19 protein-coding genes are annotated in these 19,044 nt (G+C 54.1%); 8 read left to right on the top strand and 11 right to left on the bottom strand.

Annotated features, from left to right (window positions below):
- Positions 1-451 precede the first annotated feature (451 nt).
- The 5 genes from IGS16_RS13790 to IGS16_RS13810 all read left to right on the top strand — a co-directional run bounded on the left by IGS16_RS13790 (position 452) and on the right by IGS16_RS13810 (position 3,284).
- The gene (locus IGS16_RS13790; protein ID WP_297086330.1) at positions 452-1,132 is read left to right on the top strand and encodes a helix-turn-helix domain-containing protein; all 681 of its coding nucleotides are present in this window, start codon (positions 452-454) and stop codon (positions 1,130-1,132) included.
- Positions 1,133-1,216: 84 nt separating this feature from the next.
- Positions 1,217-1,753 carry a dihydrofolate reductase family protein gene (locus IGS16_RS13795; RefSeq protein WP_297086332.1) on the top strand — a complete coding sequence of 179 codons (537 nt, stop codon included), beginning with the start codon at positions 1,217-1,219 and terminating at the stop codon, positions 1,751-1,753.
- Positions 1,754-2,029: 276 nt separating this feature from the next.
- A complete protein-coding gene (locus IGS16_RS13800) occupies positions 2,030-2,674 on the top strand; it encodes a hypothetical protein (protein WP_297086334.1) in 645 nt (214 codons plus the stop codon).
- 84 nt (positions 2,675-2,758) lie between these two features.
- On the top strand, positions 2,759-2,950 hold the full coding sequence (locus IGS16_RS13805) for a hypothetical protein (RefSeq protein ID WP_068511037.1): 192 nt from the start codon (positions 2,759-2,761) through the stop codon (positions 2,948-2,950).
- Positions 2,943-3,284, top strand: coding sequence for a type II toxin-antitoxin system PemK/MazF family toxin (locus IGS16_RS13810; protein WP_297086338.1), 342 nt, complete (start codon positions 2,943-2,945; stop codon positions 3,282-3,284). Before IGS16_RS13805 ends, IGS16_RS13810 begins: the two co-directional genes overlap by 8 nt.
- Positions 3,285-3,525: 241 nt before the next feature.
- On the opposite strand, the gene IGS16_RS13815 is transcribed toward IGS16_RS13810, so the two are convergent.
- The 6 genes from IGS16_RS13815 to IGS16_RS13840 all read right to left on the bottom strand — a co-directional run bounded on the left by IGS16_RS13815 (position 3,526) and on the right by IGS16_RS13840 (position 9,900).
- Entirely contained in the window at positions 3,526-3,750 is a 225-nt protein-coding gene (locus IGS16_RS13815) for a hypothetical protein (RefSeq protein WP_297086339.1), read from the bottom strand.
- Between the two features lie 235 nt (positions 3,751-3,985).
- On the bottom strand, positions 3,986-5,056 hold the full coding sequence (locus IGS16_RS13820; RefSeq protein WP_297086340.1) for an LOG family protein: 1,071 nt from the start codon (positions 5,054-5,056) through the stop codon (positions 3,986-3,988).
- 165 nt (positions 5,057-5,221) lie between these two features.
- A complete protein-coding gene (locus IGS16_RS13825) occupies positions 5,222-6,514 on the bottom strand; it encodes a competence/damage-inducible protein A (protein ID WP_297086343.1) in 1,293 nt (430 codons plus the stop codon).
- A gap of 18 nt (positions 6,515-6,532) precedes the next feature.
- Positions 6,533-7,588, bottom strand: coding sequence for an MraY family glycosyltransferase (locus IGS16_RS13830; RefSeq protein WP_297086345.1), 1,056 nt, complete (start codon positions 7,586-7,588; stop codon positions 6,533-6,535).
- 482 nt (positions 7,589-8,070) lie between these two features.
- Complete coding sequence (locus tag IGS16_RS13835) at positions 8,071-8,382, bottom strand: DUF6679 family protein (protein WP_068509782.1); 312 nt, start codon at positions 8,380-8,382, stop codon at positions 8,071-8,073.
- A 660-nt stretch (positions 8,383-9,042) separates the two neighbouring features.
- Positions 9,043-9,900, bottom strand: a complete 858-nt coding sequence (locus IGS16_RS13840; protein ID WP_297086347.1) for an ATP-dependent Clp protease proteolytic subunit — start codon at positions 9,898-9,900, stop codon at positions 9,043-9,045.
- A gap of 337 nt (positions 9,901-10,237) precedes the next feature.
- On the opposite strand from IGS16_RS13840, the gene IGS16_RS13845 reads away from it, so the two are divergent.
- Entirely contained in the window at positions 10,238-11,713 is a 1,476-nt protein-coding gene (locus IGS16_RS13845) for a hypothetical protein (RefSeq protein WP_297086349.1), read from the top strand.
- Positions 11,714-11,724: 11 nt separating this feature from the next.
- Here the strand turns inward: IGS16_RS13845 and IGS16_RS13850 are convergent, their stop codons facing one another.
- The 4 genes from IGS16_RS13850 to IGS16_RS13865 all read right to left on the bottom strand — a co-directional run bounded on the left by IGS16_RS13850 (position 11,725) and on the right by IGS16_RS13865 (position 16,024).
- Complete coding sequence (locus IGS16_RS13850; protein ID WP_297086351.1) at positions 11,725-13,365, bottom strand: MFS transporter; 1,641 nt, start codon at positions 13,363-13,365, stop codon at positions 11,725-11,727.
- A gap of 352 nt (positions 13,366-13,717) precedes the next feature.
- Positions 13,718-14,059 (bottom strand): DUF86 domain-containing protein, encoded by a 342-nt coding sequence (locus tag IGS16_RS13855; protein WP_297086353.1) that lies wholly within the window; start codon positions 14,057-14,059, stop codon positions 13,718-13,720.
- Positions 14,046-14,336, bottom strand: coding sequence for a nucleotidyltransferase family protein (locus IGS16_RS13860; protein ID WP_367185795.1), 291 nt, complete (start codon positions 14,334-14,336; stop codon positions 14,046-14,048). The genes IGS16_RS13855 and IGS16_RS13860 overlap by 14 nt, the downstream gene beginning before the upstream one ends.
- Before the next feature lie 98 nt (positions 14,337-14,434).
- Entirely contained in the window at positions 14,435-16,024 is a 1,590-nt protein-coding gene (locus tag IGS16_RS13865) for an Hsp70 family protein (protein WP_297086357.1), read from the bottom strand.
- Between the two features lie 398 nt (positions 16,025-16,422).
- Here IGS16_RS13865 and rarD point away from each other — a divergent pair, with 398 nt between their 5' ends.
- Complete coding sequence (gene rarD, locus IGS16_RS13870) at positions 16,423-17,334, top strand: EamA family transporter RarD (protein WP_297086359.1); 912 nt, start codon at positions 16,423-16,425, stop codon at positions 17,332-17,334.
- Positions 17,331-17,930 carry a GDSL-type esterase/lipase family protein gene (locus IGS16_RS13875; protein WP_297086361.1) on the top strand — a complete coding sequence of 200 codons (600 nt, stop codon included), beginning with the start codon at positions 17,331-17,333 and terminating at the stop codon, positions 17,928-17,930. The genes rarD and IGS16_RS13875 overlap by 4 nt, the downstream gene beginning before the upstream one ends.
- Positions 17,931-17,935: 5 nt before the next feature.
- Here the strand turns inward: IGS16_RS13875 and IGS16_RS13880 are convergent, their stop codons facing one another.
- A complete protein-coding gene (locus IGS16_RS13880) occupies positions 17,936-18,613 on the bottom strand; it encodes a response regulator transcription factor (RefSeq protein WP_297086362.1) in 678 nt (225 codons plus the stop codon).
- Positions 18,614-19,044: the final 431 nt, after the last annotated feature.

Genomic DNA, 19,044 nt, shown 5'->3' on the forward strand with positions numbered 1-19,044 from the left:
GCGCGAATGAGTAAGAACAGATAAGGGGGATTTTGGGTTTTGGATTTTGGCGGTTCAATCCCCCAATCCAAAATCCAAACTCCCCAGTCTAAAATCCCCAATCCCCAATCGAAAATTTCAAACAGGGCAACTGCACCTAACGCTGCATCGCGCCTATTCATCAGCCCCACTTATCTGAAGCCTTTGTAAAGCCATCTGCCTAATTCCCAGAATCAGGGATATTATGCGGATAATCGTCTGCCTATCTACCCAATTTGGGATCTTAGACAGATCTCAATCAGCCTATCTACCCAATTTGGGATCTTAGACAGACGGATTTCAGCCTAATTGCCCTCTGCGGGGTAGATAGGCAGACGGGATCAGTCTAATTAATAGTTGGACTGCTTAAATCTTGGGTAGGGACAGTAGGGCAATACTATTTACGACTTGTTCAGTAGGCGGTGGTGGTTGAATGGAGTTTGTATCTAACACAAGGTCAGCGAATTCGTCTTTTGTCGAAATGCTCTGGCATACCCACAGCGATCATGCTGACACTTTTACGTCAGTAGCTGCCAGCAATTGGGAGATGGTGATCGCAACCGTCAACGGCGAGACCAGGATCACCGCGCGAGGTCCAGAGACCAAAGCATCCCAAGCTGATTCCCCCGCCGCCAGTGAATTCTTTGGCATCACCTTTAAACTTGGTACATTCATGCCTCATCTTCCTGTCAAAACCCTTGTGGATAGACAGGATATGACCCTTCCCGAAGCGTCAAGCAATTCCTTTTGGCTGTATGGCTCCGCGTGGGAACTTCCAACCTTTGACAATGCCGACGTGTTTATCGACAGGCTTATTCGTCAGGGGATACTCGTGCGCGATCCGGTGGTCGAGGCGACAATTCAGGGACACATGCCTGACCTATCTATCCGTTCTTTACAGAACCACTTCTTACAGGCAACCGGCTTAACTTACAAGACAATTCAGCAAATTGAACGCGCCCATACTGCCGTCTCGCTACTTGAGCAAGGCACACCTATTTTCGACACTACCTTCGAGCTAGGCTATTTCGATCAGGCACATCTGACTAACTCGCTGAAACGCTTCATTGGGAAAACGCCCGCGCAAATCGCTCAGAAAAGTGTAGTTGAATAATTTGCGTTTTTTTCCAAGACCCTGTCCTATTGCTGCACTATGGTTGCGGTATAGATAGTGAGCGGCAGAAGGAGAAAGAACATCATGCGAAAAATCGTCGTCACCGAATTCCTTTCACTAGATGGCGTTATGGAAGAACCCGCCTGGACTGCTCCTTACTGGAATGATGAAATTGCGAAGTTTAAAGGCGAGGAGCAAGATACCAGCGACGCACTGTTGATGGGACGTATGACCTATCAAGGGTTTGCAGCAGCTTGGCCAGAGAGTAAGGATGAAGGAGCAGACTATATGAATAATGTGCCTAAATATACGGTGTCAACGACTCTGGACAGGTTGGAATGGAATAACTCAACGCTGATTAAAGACAATATCGTAGAAGAAATCACCCAACTCAAGCAGCAAGACGGTCAGGACATTCTGGTCTACGGCAGTGCCACGCTTGTGCATACACTCATGCAGCATGATTTGGTAGATCGCTATCGGCTGCTGATCTACCCGGTGGTTGTGGGCGAAGGCAAGCGCCTATTTAAAAACGGTACGACTGTGGCTTTGAAGCTTCTGGAATCACAATTTTTTGGTTCGGGTGTTTTGGCACTCGTCTATGAACCGGATCGAGGATAAGCAGTGTCATACGGACAAAAAATGTGCCTACAGTGCCTTAACGTGTATGTAAGCACTGATTGTTACATCTGTATAGCTCCTATTAGGTAAGTGCCAGCAGTCCAACACGTCATGGCAGCGGACGGACGAAAGCCGCTGGCACTTAGTTCAAGGATATCTGCCGCCGCTGCATTTTGACGTTAGCCTGCTATCTTGTCTTTGGAGGCATAACTCTGGAGCATGATTAGGAATAGCTGGCTTCTCCGTTCCTGTACGTAGTACAAACAACCACTTTCTATGTCTGGTCAATTTTCTGATGAATATGCATTTACATTAGATAGCCTGTCGGTGGCGCTACAGAACTCTTACGACAACCTGAAGGAAGTAACTCTTTCCAAAGAAGACTTGGATTACTCCAGAGTGGTTGTTAATCGGTTACGAGCTTTTTACTGCGCTCAAGACAGCATCAAGAAGTTCCTTGATAAGCGAGTTGCACAAGCTGGCGCAGACTTTTTTGTGGAAGCAATCCTTTTCTCCTTGAAACTTTTTAATGAGGTTGAAAGACTAAATTTGGAAATTGCCTCAGAACGTGCGATACAGCGTAAGCGCAAGGCAATCCGGCCTGATATCAGTATTTGGAGAGGAGATGATCTACTTGCTGCTGTTGAATGCAAGACTCAGCTTGGCTGGAGGCGAAATGGCTGGGCTGACCATTTTGACGACCGTGAACAAAAGCTGCAAGAAATTTTTCCGGGTGCAAAAATGTTTCTGCTAATCATGACAAATTGTAACTGGTTAGGTTTCGGGAACGACCCAAGATCAGGTCAACAGCTACTCTGCCTTCTCAAAGACTGCTGGCCGACACAGATTTCCCAAAGCTTCGACCCGACGATACTAGAGCACCCGATTGAACGCCTCCTTGAGCAAGTTAAATGTCTGTAAGCCAATATTTGTAATGGTTCTAAGCGAACATGCTTAGGCACTGGCAACTGTGCTAGGGTTTAATATAGATTTCGAGATAATCTTATGACTGCTTTAGCTCAAGAAATTCTCGACAACTTTGATCGGTTGCCTAATACAGAGCAGATGGAGATTGCGCTAGAAATCTTGCGGCGAATTATTAATTTTGATTTTCCACCTTTGACAGACGAAGATCTAACTTTGAGTGCAGAGGAGTTATTCTTAGCCTTAGATCAGCAAGAACCAGATTATGAGTAGCCCTGTTCGTGGTGAAGTGTGGTTGGTGGATCTGGGCTATGTTGCAAAGGTTAGGCCATGTCTAGTGGTTAGCATTCCAGTTCTGATGCAAGATCGAGCTTTGGCAACACTGGTTCCTCACACGACAAGTCCAAGAGGTTCCCGCTTCGAGGTTGATGTGAAAGTAAGGTTTTTGAAACCGGGAGCCTTTGATGTTCAGAATCTCGTTACCATCCCCCATGCCAAACTGTTGAGGAAATTGGGTGAATTAGACTCAGAGCAGTTATCCCAGGTTGAAGATGTCTTGCTTTTCTGGCTGGGGCTCGAAGATATAGACCTTGATGAAGAGTCGTAACAATCTGGTCTCTGCTGCCGCAGGCTAACACTGCGTTGGTGCGGACGGCACAGAGTTTATTGGTGGAAGTTCAAGCTTGTCTGCCGCCGCACAACTTCACCGTTAGCCCCCAGCGCTCTGGTTCAGTTAGCTTACGGGTGAGTGGGCGATTCGCCCCCAATTGCGAAAGTTCAGTGCTTCGAGACTTCGGTCAACCCGAACACTCCCAACAGCTTTCGGGTAAGATGCCAACGTTGAGCGGTCATAGGTTTGGGTCAGTAGTTCGAGGTTCCGAAAGGTGTCGGGGGGCGATCGCCGAAAGGTGCAGGTGCTGAGAGATGAGGGCGATCGCCGAAAGGTTTGGGTGCTGAGAGATGAGGGCGATCGCCCAGAGGTGTTGGTGTTGGGAGATGAAGGGCGATCGCCGAAAGGTTTGGGTGCTGAGAGATGAGGGCGATCGCCCCCTCATGCAGTTGGCAGTACTCATCGACAAGTCGAATTGTGGATCGAGCCTCTCTCGAAGCAGATATAAAGACTAATGCAGTTCTGCACTATGCTACGTTTCGCATGATGCGGTGAACTGTTTGGGCGTAGCCTCCAGCCGATGGTAACCGGCACTGGTAAACTACCAGGACTTACGCAGTTGGATGATTTCTCGCAAGCGCAGCCTGTGAGAAATCATCCAAAATTCAGAAAACATATCGCAAGTGCGTAAGTGCTGACTACTTTTGCTCTGGGTGGGCTTTTTCGGGTGGGGTTGCGCCGAGGCGGTTGATGATGCGGATCATCTGGTATAGTCGCCCCAAGTCGCGCTGGTTGAATTCAAACACCAGTCGGGGCAAGTGGGCAATTTCTACTGCGTCGGCTTCCTGAGGCAGCGCAGACATTTGGGCGATTTTGCCGCGCACCAGGATATCGCTGAAGTTTGCGTTGAGATAGTCCAGTTCTTCTTCTGAAAGCGCCTGATTCAGCCGTAGCACCAGGTTGGGGCCGACATAGCGACTGGAGTGATAGACCCGATAAAAGCTGGCGATCGCCTCACAGGCGGCATCCACCCGGTCGGTAATTGTATACAGATGCAGGTCGTCGGCGCTGATCAGCCCTGCCTCCAGCAGTTGATCTTTGATGTAGCTTTCCCAGCTTTGCCAATAGTCATCTCCCGGCGTTTCCAGCAGCACCAGCGGCAGCAAGCCTGACTTCCCGGTTTGCATCAGCGTCAGGCACTCAAACGCCTCATCCTGTGTGCCAAAGCCGCCAGGAAACAGCGCCAGCGCATCGCTTTCCCGCAAGAAAAACAGCTTGCGGGTGAAGAAGTATTTGAAATTCACCAGCTTGTCGCCACCTTCCAAAATTGGGTTCGACCCCTGCTCAAAGGGAAGCTGGATATTTAGCCCGAAGGATTTGTCTGTGCCTGCGCCCTCGTTGCCGGCCTGCATAATGCCCGGCCCGCCCCCCGTGATCACCATAAAGCCGTGGAGCGTGACGCAACGGGCAAAATCCATCGCCATCTGATAGGTCGGGCTGCTGGGCTTAATGCGGGCAGAGCCAAAGATGGAAATTTTTCGGACATGGCGATAGGGGTGAAACAGTTCAAACGCTCGCCCCATATCTTGCAGCGCCGCGCTGAGGATCTTCCAATCGAGGCGGTCGGCATCGGTGCGGGACAGTTGCACAATGGTCGAGAGCGCCTGCTGAATCAGATCTCCATGCTCCATAGAAGGTAGGTCATGGAGCAGTTGCTCAATTTGGTGCGACAGCGACTCCGAGGCAGCGGACTTGGACAATGAAGACATGCAACTTTCCAAACAGCGCGAATCCCTATTTTACGAGATCTTTGTGACTCGCGGGCGTTGCGGCTATGGCGGGAAAAGGGAAGAGCGAAGCGGGAAGAGGGAAGAGGGAAGAACGAAGAGCGAAGAACGAAGAACGAAAAAATTAAAAGGAGATGGTTATCTTCTTTATGGCTCTTGTAGCTGCCGTCGCAGTAGATCTAGGGCGCTGCATGCGCTTAGCCAGCGAATCCACTCACGGCCGCGGCTTGCGCCGAAGAGGAAGCGGTGGCTTGTGACCTGGCTTTTGGGCCCGGCGAGGCCGATGTAGACCAGGCCGACGGGCTTTTCGGTGCTGCCTCCGTCGGGCCCGGCGATGCCTGTGATGCTAAGGCCCCAGGTGGTGCCCAGGCGCGATCGCACGCCCTGGGCCATTTGTTCCGCTACCGTCGCGCTGACGGCTCCAGATTGCGCCAGATCGTCGGGATTGACCCCTAGCAAGGAAACTTTTACTGAGTTGTCGTAGGAAATAACGCCGCCCCAAAAGTAGCGGGAACTGCCGGGAACAGTGGTCAAAAAACTGCCCAGCCCGCCGCCAGTGCAGGATTCTGCGACCGAGAGCGTGTGACCGGCGATTTGCAGAGACCGCCCCACCACCGAGGCCAGGGTGTCATCGTCCTGACCGTAGTAGTCGGCCCCAGCAATCTGCTGGATTTGCTCAACGACGGGGGCGATCGCCGCCATTGCCGCCGCCTCAGACTCGGCCTTGGCAGATACGCGCAGCCGCACCTCGCCTTTGCCCGCGTAGGGCGCAACGGTGGGATGGGTGAGGTCAAACAGGGGGGCAACTTTCTCCGCCAGCGCCGATTCCGTAATGCCCCAAAAGCGCAGCGTGCGGCTGTAGATCGGCGCTTGCCCAAAGCCACGACTGCGGAGAAACGGCACTGCCACTTCTCGCCACATGGCCTGCATTTCGCTGGGCACGCCAGGAAAGGTGAGGATGATTAGCCCCGGACGCGCCTCCCAAATCATGCCGGGGGCCGTGCCCGTGCGGTTTGCCAGCACTGCCGCTCCTTGGGGAAGCAGGGCCTGCTTGCGGTTGTTGTCGGTCATCACGCGGCCGCGGGCGGCGTATTTTTGGGTGATGTCGTCCAAAACCTCTGGCCGTTCCACTAGGGGGGCCTGGAAAAAGTCGGCGATCGCCTCGGTGGTCAAATCATCCGGCGTGGGCCCGAGTCCGCCCGTGAAAATCAGCAAGCGCGATCGCTCACAGGCAATGGCGATCGCCGCTTGAATCCGCCGCACATTGTCCCCCACCACGGTCTGGTAATAATGCGGAATGCCCAGCGCCGCCAGTTCCTGAGCCAAAAACTGGGCATTGCTATTGAGAATTTCGCCAAGCAGTAGCTCTGTGCCAACGCAAATCACCTCCGCCCCAAAACTCTGGGCAGGATGCGCCGCACCAGCCGAAAGGTCACTCATGAACCGTCCTTAACCACACTATCCTTGGGAGCGGGCGTGCTTGCGGGCCTGCCATGCTGCGTAGGTGAGCAGCAGCGTGGCCACGATGGCATAGGCCAGCCCGCTGGGGATTCCAGAAAACGCCAGCGCCAGACTGCCCACCCAAAACGTCAGCGCGTAGATCACCAATACCGTCATGCGGTGAGGCAGTCCTGCCTTCAGCAGGCGGTGATGCAGGTGGCGCTTGTCAGCTTTGAAGGGCGACTTGCCGCTGCGGATGCGATCCAAAATGACCGCCGACATATCCAGAATCGGCACAGCCAAAATCACGTAGGGCAGCAGCACCGCCACCGTCGTCACGCTTTTGACCAGCCCAATCACGCCAACGCCAGCCAGCGTAAAGCCAATAAAATACGCACCGCCATCGCCCATGAAAATCTGCGCCGGATTGAAGTTGTAGCGGAGAAACGCGAAACTCGCGCCGCCGAGCGCCGCCACAATCAGCGCTGCCGCAGGCTGGTTCATGAATAAACACACCACCAGCATCACCATCGAAGCAATGCCCGCCACACCGGCCGCCAGCCCATCCAGCCCATCGATCCAGTTAATCGCGTTGGCCATGCCCACTAGCCAGAGGACGGTAATCGGCAGACTCAGCCACGGCGCTAACCCCACCAGCCCATCGAAGGGAACCGACAGAAAATCAATTTGCACGCCTGCAAACCAGGCTGCCGTGGCAAAAACCGTTTGCAGGACGAGCCGCACGCTGGGCGACAGGCAGAACAGGTCGTCGGCTAGCCCAATCAGGAAAAAGGCCAGGCCGCCGATGACCACGCCCCATACTTCGTACTCCTTATCGGGCGGCAGCACCCCAAACCCGCCCATCAGCCAAACCACCACCAGCGCGGCGACGGTTCCCAGAAAAATGGACACGCCGCCCAGTCGCACCATCGGGCGCTTGTGAACCTTGCGGCCACCTGGCATATCGACTCGCCCGCTGCGGATGCCCAGCTTTTTGACGATCGGCGTTGAAACGAGGACAACCGCGACAGCGACGAGAAACGCGATCAGATGATAGTGAATATAAGGCGGCATCTGAAGTTTGGGAGGCGAAGTGCAAAAGGACTTATGGTTAACCTACGCAATGTTGTACCCCAAAACTGGGCATATCAAAAAACTTTCGAGTGAGCACCGCCAGGACGCATGTGTTAGAGGAGATGAGGGCGATCGCCCTCATTGAGAAGGTCGAGAGACAGGCTGAGCGACAGACTTGCTAAAACATCATTCAGAATACCGCATCCCACTCAGATTAAGACATTTAAACTTGCTTCGCTCTAATTAAACTCTAATTAAGCTGGCATTGCCCAAAACAACATCGCCCCAAGAGCAACTCTCAGGGCGATCGCCATTCGGCATCCTTTCTATCTGTTCTATTGAGTTTGTTCTATTGAGTCTGTCCAAAGCTGCTGGGCTGTAGTCCAGGCAATGGCGACATCGCGAAACTTTATTCAGGATTCAGGGTGACTTGGGGCGATTCGAGGACAATTCGGGGGCGATCGCCCAGAAACTCCAAAGCCTTACTCAGGGTTGGACTCTGGATGATGGTTTCGGATTTGCTCCGCCTCCGGGCAATCTTCCGACACCAGCGGTTCCGAATCGCCTCGCGGCACCGTCGCCAACTTTTGCATCACCGAGCCAATGCTTTCCAGCCGAATCATTTCTTCCCACGAACACATCTCGTCTTCTTCTTCCGTTTCGTAGCGCAGCGTCACTAGGTCGCCTTCGATGTCGAGAATTCGCGCTCGCTCAATCCATCGCTGCTGATCCCGCAAGAAAATCCAGACTTCCCGACCATCACAACAGAGTTGATAGATCTTGCGGTGTAGCATGAATCGCTTCTCCTGAACTGATAACAATCGAACCGTAACCCTGCCGCGACCTCATCTCTAGGTCACAGCCCCTACATCAAGCTAGCAGGTTAGGCTGGTACAGCCCCAATACTCACTCAGGCCCAGACTCCAGCCAGATATTCCTACCATCTGAAAACTTTTAATTACGGGCTGTCTGTTCATCTCGATGCAGTTTTGCAAAAAGAACAGCCGCGAAAATCCTAGAATCTTTGGACGCAAAGGAGGATAGAGAACTTGCCCAGTCCAGAAAATTTTTGAGTTGGGGTAGACCATTAAACTTTACCAATGCCCAAGGCCAGGTCTTGTTAATGCAAATTAAAGCCTGAACGTCTGCACTTGTGAAGAGGGCGAAGTCACTAAGTATCGCTCTTTGCTGTTCTTCCCACTATTTTAGCGATTGTTTGCCAGAGTGAGAGGTCAGTTGGAAAACCGACCTGAAATCCAGCTTAATCCGCTTGGGGACTCAATCCGAGCCAGTTCTCAGGTTCTTTATCGCATCCTTAAAATTCCAGAAATTCCAGAAAGACCCGACCAATCCCTACGCTCAGGACTAACGCGCTTGCAGCTAGCGTTCTAACTCCAATCATCCCTTCTGGGCTAAAACTGCGAGAAGTCACCCAACTGTATCGGTCTTAATCCCTACTCCTTAATAGACTCCGGCAGCATAGGGCGGTTTTCGTAGGGCAGCGGAATGTATTGCACGGTGGGGCGGCCCATCGACGGCTGCGGATACAGATCCATCAGGTTGTAGATGATCTTGGGTAGCCCAGCAACGACGTGCAGCCCAAGTTCCTGCGCTTCTTCTACCGAAATCGGGTAGTCGTGCGTCACCTGCCCCGTCGTCAGCGCTTCGATAATGCGGTCAATTCTTTCAGGCTCGATTTTACGCTTGGGCACACAGTCTTCGAGCAGCGTGCGGACAAACTTTTGCACCTGGCGGATGGCTTTGCGGGCGATGTCGGCGGTCACGATGGTCTGGTCGTCAATTTCGCTGATGGGTTTGTCTTCTAGCACTTTCAATACGCTGGCGGCGGGTGTGCTGCCCAACTGCGGATCGACCGGGCCCAGCACTGCATTTTCGTCCATCACGATTTCATCGGCAGCCATCGCCAGCATCGTGCCGCCGCTCATGGCGTAGTGCGGCACAAACACCGTCACCTTGGCCGGATGGCGCACTAGGGCGCGGGCAATTTGCTCGGTCGCCAGCACCAGTCCCCCTGGGGTATGCAAGATCAGGTCGATGGGCACATTGGGTGGGGTCAGCCGGATCGCCCGCAGCACTTGTTCAGAGTCTTCGATGCTGATGAAGCGAGACACGGGAACGCCTAGAAAACTAATGGATTCCTGGCGGTGGATGAGCAAAATGACCCGACTGCCGCGACTGCGCTCGAACGCCTGGATTGTCATGAGTCGTCGCCGCTCGATGGATAAGCGTTGAATCAGCGGGGAAATGGAAGAAATCAGGAAAAAGACGATCAAAAGATTAACAAGGCTCATGGTAGAAGGCTGAGGGAATGGAGAAAGTGAAAAACTGAAGATTCAACAAGCTGCACACCGGAAAACTGGAGGTGTTTGAGCGATTTTTCCATTTCAGGATTTTTCCATTTCAGACAGGTTGCCAGATGATCCAATGAATTTAGTTCTTACAGGCTATTTTGTAACGAAGTGGAACTTGGCGCGTGTCTCAAAGGTCATAGCAGAGGTGAAAGAAAAAATAAACTTGCTCAGAAATCAACGCTACGAATGGCAGATGGGCGATCGCCCCACTCTATACCTAAGGCCTCAAAGCTAACCCCAAACTTCGCTTCAAGCCCTTTTACAACCACGCTACACCATGAACCCTCTCCATCCGATTTACGAAATTCTGGCTAAAGAAATCGTCGCGGTATACGACAACCCCCAATTTCAGCCGCAGGTTGATGCATTTCTGGCGCAGGCAGGCTATACCATTGACCAAATTTTCAACGACCCCACGACGGGCTTTCAGGCATTGGGGCTGAAGTCCACCACGCCGGGGAAGCCACCCGTGCTGGTGTTTCGGCAGACGAACGAACTGTTGGACGATTTGGCCAACCGAGATCCCAATGGGGTTGGGTTTGCCCAGTTTCAAGCAAATCAAGACGATCTGGAAGACTGGCTGCTGGACACCTTTGCGGCGACGGGCGTGCGGCCCGACATCATCGGCCACAGCATGGGCGGCGGCATTGCCCAAATCGCAGCGGCTGAGCTAACGGATCTGGTCGGGGAAATCGTCACATTTAACTCACCGGGAACCAGCGGGGCGATCGCCGCTCAGTTCCTCGCCGCAGGCGGCGCAGACAAGACCGTCACCCATTACGTGGTCAAAGGCGATTTTGTGTCGCTGGGCGGGCAGGCGTTTATCAACGGCAAAGTCGTCTTGCAGGCCTACACCGACCCTGCGATTAACCCCATCACCCTACTCGACAAGCATGGCCAAATCCGCCGTCTGCTCAGCACGCCACCCGCAGGTTACACCACGACAGACCTCTCCGTCGCCGAACTCAGCAGCCCCGCGTTTGGCTTCATTGGCGACTCCGATTTCAACGAGTTTCTGGCAGCGCTCAATTTTGTCAATCCGGGGCTGGCGGCTCAACTGGTATCTCGTGCCAGCGTGGAAGCCCTCCGCACCTCGCCCAGTTTCTCCTTTTTGGGGCTGGTGCTGGGCGCACGGGCAGCCCTAGCTCCCGAACGCGACAACTTTTTGGTGGGCGACGATGCCGACAACACGGCCAACGGCGCAGGCGGCAATGACCAGATCTTTGGCAACGGCGGCAACGACCTGCTGCAAGGCGGCGCAGGCAACGACACAATTTTCGGCGGCGCGGGCAACGACACCTTGCTGGGCAACAATGGCAACGACTCGCTCAATGGCGGCAACGGAGCCGATCAGCTGGTTGGCGGCGCAGGCAGGGATACGCTGATTGGCGGCAACGGAGCCGACACGCTGATTGGCGTGACCCCAGACTCGCAGCGGCCCGGGCGGGGCGAGGTGGATGTTCTCAATGGCGGCAATGGCCCGGACTTGTATGTGCTGGGCAATGCCAGGGGCGTGTTTTATGACGACGGCAACCCCAACCAGGCGGGGCTAAACGATTACGCGCTGATTACGGGATTTGGCACGGGCGATCGCCTCCAACTCAAGGGCAAAGCCGCCGACTATCGCCTACAAAACCTGGGCCTCAGCACGCAAATTTTCCTCCGGCAAAGCAGCGGCCCCGACGAACTCATTGCCATTGTGCAGGGGGCGCGGCTCAACCTCACGAGCAGCCAGTTCACCTACGTTGCCTGAGGAACCGAAAATCAAGAACGGCGGCGGCCCCGCTTGGGGAGTTGGGTGGAGAGCAGCAGGCAGACCATGCTGACGGCAATGGAGACGAGTAGCGCAATTTTCATGCCTTCGACGGCGGCCAGGCGGGCCACATCGGGAAGCTGCGCCATCACGGGTTCGGGCAGCACTCTAGCCAGTGCCTCGCGGCGCTCTTGCTTAGAAAAGGTCTGCACCATCCGCTGCAAAGCGGTAATGGCGTTTAGTCGCTGCTCGCTCGAAAGGCTCAGCCCCATGAGTTGCGCGACCTGATCCACCACGTCAATAGAGGCCGAGGTAATCAAAATCGTGCCCAAAATGCCGCGCCCCAGGGAACTGCCCAACTGCTGGCACGGGTTGTAGATCCCGGTTCCTTCGGGTTTTTCCCGCTTTGAGGTGGTGGCGTAGGTGAGCCTGCCAATATAGACCGAAAACAGTCCCGACCCCACGCCCATGAGCATCAGCGCGGGCAGGATGCTGAGGGTCGTCATGTCGGGGGCGATCGCCCAATACATCGCCAGCAATCCCACAATCAGCAGCGATAGCCCAATATGCACCAGGTATTTGGGGAACAGTTGCTGATCGATTTTCAACCGCTTGAGCAGCAGCACCACGACCACCACCATCGTCAGGGTGTAGGGCAAAACGGCGATCGCCGTCTGAAATGGGTTGAGCGGCAAGATAATCGGCAGCGATTGATACAGGTTGAACTGAATGCCAGATGTGACCAGCGTATGCAGCATCGCCGTCAGCAGACCGTTCACAAACACGGCGTTTCGCAGCAGCCCCACGCGCATCAGCGGAATGCCAGCGGGCTGTTGCTGCTGCTGTCGCTGCCAGACGGCAAAAAAGCCAAGGCAAATCACCCCCACCGAAATCAGCGTGGGAACGATAGACACGGCAAAGGGCGGAATTACCAGCCCCGCAATCGAAAAGACCTGCTTGGGCTTCCACCAGCCATATTCTCCTGCCAGCCCCACACCCAGCAAAATACTACCAAAGCCCAAAAAAGACACTAACCCGCCCACCCAATCGATCGGCACCTTGCGGGGAACCGAGGTAGAGGGCAAGCTTCTGCCCATCACCAGCACCAGCACAAAGACAATAAGCGACGGGGTAAACGACCAGCGCCAGCCAAAATGAGACGCGATGAAACCGCCCAGCAAACTCCCCGACAGACCGCCGATTACCGAGGCCAGGATGAAGGAAACGGTGGCCTGCTCCTCCTGTTTGCCGTCGTAGGCAAAGTCCATAATGCTCCAGGGAGCGCTGACCAAGGGGGTCGCCGCCAGCCCCGTCAGCAGCGAAAAGCTGACCACCCAGAACCCAATCGTGGGGCTGAGGGCCATGGCCACAATGCCGAGACCATAGAGCAACAGTCCGCCCAGAAAGATTCGCTCTCGCCCATAGAACCGACATAGGTTTTCGCTCGTCGGCGCAAAGGACGCAGTGACCAGTGAAAACAGCACCAGCGCACTCTGGATATAGCCGATGCTGGTGTTCAACTCCCGCACCAGGAGGGGCATGACGGGCGAAATGACGCTGATGTTGTAGGCAATCAGAAACAACGTCAGCCAGAGCGCCCAAAACTCTTTTTTGCTAAGCGTGATAGATGGATTAGGAGCGTCTGTGGCCATGTCGTATCTTCACAGGCGAAGAAATCAGTATAACCATCGAAGAAATCAAGATCGCCTCGGAAGTCATCGCGTGGAATCTTTATTCTGAAACGATTTCATCATTTTCGGCGATCGCCATAGAATTTCATATCATTTCGTCAGTTCAAAAGCCAGAACCTATACGCACAAGTAGTTTCAGCTTTGCCGAGCTTTCTGAAGGATTATGGGGCATTGTATTGGAGCAGCGTCGTTTTCAGCTTTGCATGAAGATATGGTGCGATCGCAACAAAACCGCCAGCCACTCGCTGCGATCGCCCATCTGCTTCAAACCATGATGCGGTTGAAAGGACTCGTAACTTTATCGCAGGAAAGGTTATGAATCTTCTGAAGGGAGTAACGACTGAAGAAATATTAGTAATTCGGGCAGTTTGTTTTGAATCACATCCCAAACAATATCAAGATCAACCTGATCATAGTCATGAACAATCACATCCCGCATTCCTGTAATTTCTCGCCAGGGAATCTCTGGATATTGTTGGCGAAAGTCCTGAGATAATCGTTTGGCTGCTTCGCCGATGATTGTAATTTGATAAAGTATTGCAGAGACTTTTTCGTCATTTATTTGAAGACTGGCACGATCGCAATCAGCGGCATAGCGCATAACTCGTCTGGCTGCTCGTTCAATATCAATTAAGGATTCGTTATCGCGTGGCATAGATAACCTGTGCAGATTCCAGGATGTTTTTGCGTCGCAGCCAGTTCTCACTACGTTCAATCGCTGCTTTAACAATAAAATCGACTTTGCGGTTGAAGATGGTTTGTAGCTCGTCTTTCATTTGCAATGTTTCAGATAACCCTCGCTTCGCTTCTGGCGCGAAAGTGACTAACACATCAATGTCACTATCAGGACGAAAATCATCTCGCAGAACAGAGCCAAACAAGGCGAACTCGACGATCTGCCAGCGATCGCAAAATTGTTGAATCTGTTCCATCGGCAACTCAATTGTTTTAAGCTTCATAGCAGTTACTATCTCTCTGTCAGATGTCGATAGATATTGAAATAGATATTGAAATAGATATCGAAAGTTTTCTAGCTTAACTGCACGACGGCTTGATTTTCGGTGAGGGTGCGGTTGGTGAGCAGGTCATCGACGGTGATGCGGAGGAAGCGATCGCCATCCACCCAGAACTGCACCTTGATGCGATCGCTCCCTGGAGAGCCAGGTGGGTCGAGGCGGGCAATGGTGCGGGCGCGGTCGGTGTCGTTCAGCGGCTTCACCTGGGCCGTGCCCCCCGTGACGCGGGTGACAAGGCGATCGCCTTCAAAGAAGACTTCCGTCGTGGTGGTGTCTGCGCCCAGTTCCCCAATGATTAGCTCGATGCTGGGCTGGCTGTCCATCGACGCGCCGAGGGTTAGCTCGACGGGCTTTTCCATTGGGTAGGGCTGCCCCTCGCGGATAATGGGATGCCAGCCGTGGCGGCGGTTGCGCCGATCCCAATAGCGCACACCGTAGCTGTGATAGAGATAGTCCTTCACCTCCACGCCCTGGGCAATTTGCAGCGCACCGTGGGCGATCGCCTCGAAGGGCTTCTCAGAGCGGATTTTGTCGGCGGGGAAATATTGCCGCACCCAGGCCTGCACGGCGGGAATCTGGGCCGTGCCGCCCACCAGCAGCACTGCGTCGATGTCGCCGCTTTCCAGTCCCTCGCGTCGTGCCTGCTGAAGCACCTGACTCATCGCGTCGTCCAGTCGGTCAAAAAAGCCGTTTGCTTGCAAGATCTCCTGGAGGCGATCGCGGCTCAGGTGTAGCTCCACGCTCTCCAGCGTTTCGTCGTTGAAATAGGCCTCCGTCGCCTCTGGTTGTTCCGAAAGCTGAATCTTTAGCCGTTCTGCCAGCCGCAGCGTCAGCGAAGAAACGGGCAGCCCCTGCTCGGTCGCAAAGTGATCCGCCAGCCAGTTGTCAATATCTGCACCGCCCAGGTTTTGCCCTGCCTTGGCCAACACGCGAGCCGTTTTGGACTTTTGCCCCGATTCTGCCAGCGTCTTTTGTCCCCATTTCAGCAGCACGCCCAGGGGTTTCGCGCCGCTCGGCGACTTCTCCAGCCGCACCAGCGACAGATCCAGCGTGCCGCCGCCAAAATCTACCACCAGCAGCGTGCTGCCACCCGCCAGCCCATAGCCCAGGGCCGCCGCCGTCGGCTCGTCTAGCATCCGCACCTGCTGCACGTTCAGCGACTCACACGCCCGCGCCAGCCACAGCCGATACGCCTCAAAGCTATCCACGGGTACGGTGAAGACCAGCGTCTCTAGGTCAGGGTCAGTGTGCTGAAGCTGCCCAATCACCTGCGCCAAAAACCACTCGCCCACCTGCTCAAAGCTGACGCTGCGCCCGTCCAGATCTGGCAAAAAGCCCTGAATCTCTGCCCCCACGCCCCGCTTGAAGTTGCGAAAAAAGCGCGGGTCGCGAGACAGATCCAAGCCGCGATCGCGCACCGTTTGTCCTGCAAGCGTCTTGCCCGCCGCCGCATCTTCGACATACAGCAGGCTGGGCACCAGCGGCGGATTGCCCCCCAGTTGCAGAGAAAGGCGGTCTAGAACAACGGTTTCGGGTTGCTGCGTGGCGGCATTCCAGCGGGCGATGACGGTGTTGCTGGTGCCAAAGTCGATGGCGTAGGGCATTGAGCGAGGGTCAGGAGTTGGGCGTTTGGGATAATCACTCCAAAATTGAGACTACCAATTAAAGAGAGCTGGTGCTAGGGCTTATGTTGTCTAGTGCAAGCCGTCCTTCAAAAAGTCTGCAAAGCCTGCAATTTTTTCTTAGCGCGGGGCGATCGCACTCACGAATTCCTTAGACCTCCTGCGTAGATGGGAGAGAATGTGCCAGTTAGGGCTACCCGATTATGCAACGGCTCCGTCAAGCTGCCAGAGCTTTGCTTACAGAGTGCGAAAAATTGCCTCTTGGAAATCGCCCCAAAAATCGCCCACATGGTCGTATTCGCAATGTAGAACCCGGCTCTAGCATAGGCAGAAGCTTTGCCTTAAAGCACTTCCACTCCAAAGCCTTGCCTTTGAATTTCGTGAATCCAAAACCATCTCTCGGCTCCGTTTCGTCCAGGCGAGAATCGGGGCTAATCTATGCTTTGCTGGCCTATACCGCGTGGGGATTGCTGCCCATTTACTGGAAAGCGTTTGGTTCTATTTCTTCAATAGAAGTGTTGAGCCACCGCTTTTTCTGGTCGGCGGTGTTTTTGATCAGCGTGCTAATCGCGCAAGATCGGCGGGCAGAGTTGCAGGCCATTGGGCGATCGCCCCGCACGCTGGGCATTCTGCTGGTCACGGCGCTGCTGCTAGCGTTTAACTGGGGGCTATATATCTATGGCGTGAATAGCGATCGCGTCGTGGAAACCAGTCTGGGATATTTTATTAATCCCCTAGTCAGCGTGCTGCTGGGCTTTGTAGTGCTAAATGAGCGGTTGCACTGGGGACAGCAACTTGCTGTTGCGCTGGCGACGCTGGGGGTAGTCTATTTTATCTGGCAGCTTGGCACTGTCCCCTGGATTGCACTGTTCCTGGCGTTTTCCTTTGCGCTGTATGGACTTGTGCGAAAGATCGTCCCCGTTTCGCCTGTGGTCGGGCTGACAGTAGAAGCGTTGTGGATTGCTCCGGCGGCTATCTTATTTATCAGCTTTGGCGACGTAACGGGCACGGGGCATTTTTCTGATAGCCTGGGGCTGATGCTGCTGTTTATGGGCTGCGGCATTGTCACGTCGTTTCCGCTGCTGTGGTTCAATAATGCGGCCAAGCGGCTGCAACTTTCGACGCTGGGGTTCATGCAATACCTTGCACCCAGCTTGCAACTTCTCCTGGGCGTGTTTCTCTATCGCGAACCCTTTACATCTGCCCATGCGGTCACCTTTGGCTGCATCTGGCTGGCTTTGCTGATCTATTCCACGACTTCCTGGCTGCGAACTCGAACACAGAGGATATGAGCAATCCTGACCTCCGCATCTGCTTTGTCGGCGACTCGTTTGTGAATGGCACGGGCGATTCGACGCTGCTGGGCTGGACGGGGCGCGTCTGCCAGTTTGCCAGCCAGCGGGGCGTGCCGTTGACCTATTACAACCTGGGCGTGCGGCGAGAAACCAGTGCCGACATCGGCGTGCGCTGGCAGTTTGAGGTGATGGCGCGGCTGCCAGAGGGCTGCGACGGGCGGGTGGTGTTTTCCTTTGGGGCAAACGATACGACCTGGGAGCAGGGCGGCGTGCGGGTAAAGACGTCGGACTCGCTGCGGCACACGGGCATGATTTTGCTGGTGGCCAAGCGGCAATATCCAGTGATAATGGTCAGCCCGCCAGCGATCGCCGATGAGGCGCAGAACGAGCGCATCGCTGAACTGGTAGGCTATCAGCGGCAAATCTGCGAGGGCTTCGAGATCCCCTACCTGGACGTGTTCACGCCCTTGCGGCGATCGCCCGTGTGGATGGCGGAAGTGCGATCGGGCGACGGGGCCCATCCCAACGCGGCGGGCTATGCCGAACTGGCGCAACTGGTACTCAGTTGGCCAGCCTGGTGGAAGCTGGAGTAAATAGGTTAGTTGCGGTCTTCCAGCCAGTCCAGACAGGACACCGCAACGATCGCTGCCTGCGTGCGATCGTGCAGATTAAGGCGGCCCAGGATATTAGAAATGTGGTCTCTGACGGTGCCTGGCGAGAGAAACAGAGATTCGGCAATTTCTCGATTGGTCGCACCCTTGGCAATTAGCAGCAGCACCTGGCGTTCTCTTGCAGTGAGTTCGGCAAGGCCAGGCGGCAGTTCAGCAGAGGGTTTGGTTGCGCTTGCAGAAACGGTAGCCATCATCTTTTCTAAAATGCCGGGGCTGAACTGGGTATAGCCGCGATGAATCATGCGGATCACCTCCGCCAGTTCTTCTGAGGGCGTGTCTTTGAGCAAGTACCCTTTCGCGCCAAATCGCAGCGCCTCTGAGACATATTCGGTATCGTCAAACGTCGTCAAGATTAGGATTTTGCTGCTGGGAAACTGCTGGCAAATTTTTTGCGTGGCCATCACGCCATCCATAATCGGCATTCGGATATCCATCAAAATCACGTCGGGCGCTTGATCTTGGGAATGCAGACTGGTCAACTGTTCCAGCGCCTCTTGCCCGTTGCTGGCTTCGCCGACTACGTGCAAGTCTGATTTTGAGCGAATCAGCGTCTTCAATCCCCGCCGAATAATGTCCTGATCTTCAACAATTAACACCTGGATCATAAGTTCGTTTTAACCAGAAGTGTTGAAAGATAGATTAAGCGACGAAAAAAGGGGACAGAATGCAGTACTCTGTCCCCTAGCAAACAAAAAATGATGCCTGACGATAGCCTCATTTCCGAAACTTGTCAAATCGATCTTGATGCAGCTTTGTCCGCATGACTATCCCGTTTTTTCGGTATTTACAACTGGAACTGAGCCGTCGCTGCTCAATGGTTCATTGGAGCTACGATCTGCTGCCCGAAACACTCGTATGACTCTTGCAAGCTAAAATGTAAAGTTTTCTATCTGGATTCAACACTTCTGCTTTCAACACTTCTGGCAGACGGCTTTACAAAGGCTTCAGATAAGTGGGGCTAATGAATAGGCGCGATGCAGTGTTAGGTGCAGTTGCCCTGTTTGAAATTTTCGATTGGGGATTGGGGATTTTAGAT

Origin of the sequence: Thermoleptolyngbya sp. C42_A2020_037 (genome assembly GCF_015272455.1) — a bacterium.
Classification (GTDB): domain Bacteria; phylum Cyanobacteriota; class Cyanobacteriia; order Elainellales; family Elainellaceae; genus Thermoleptolyngbya.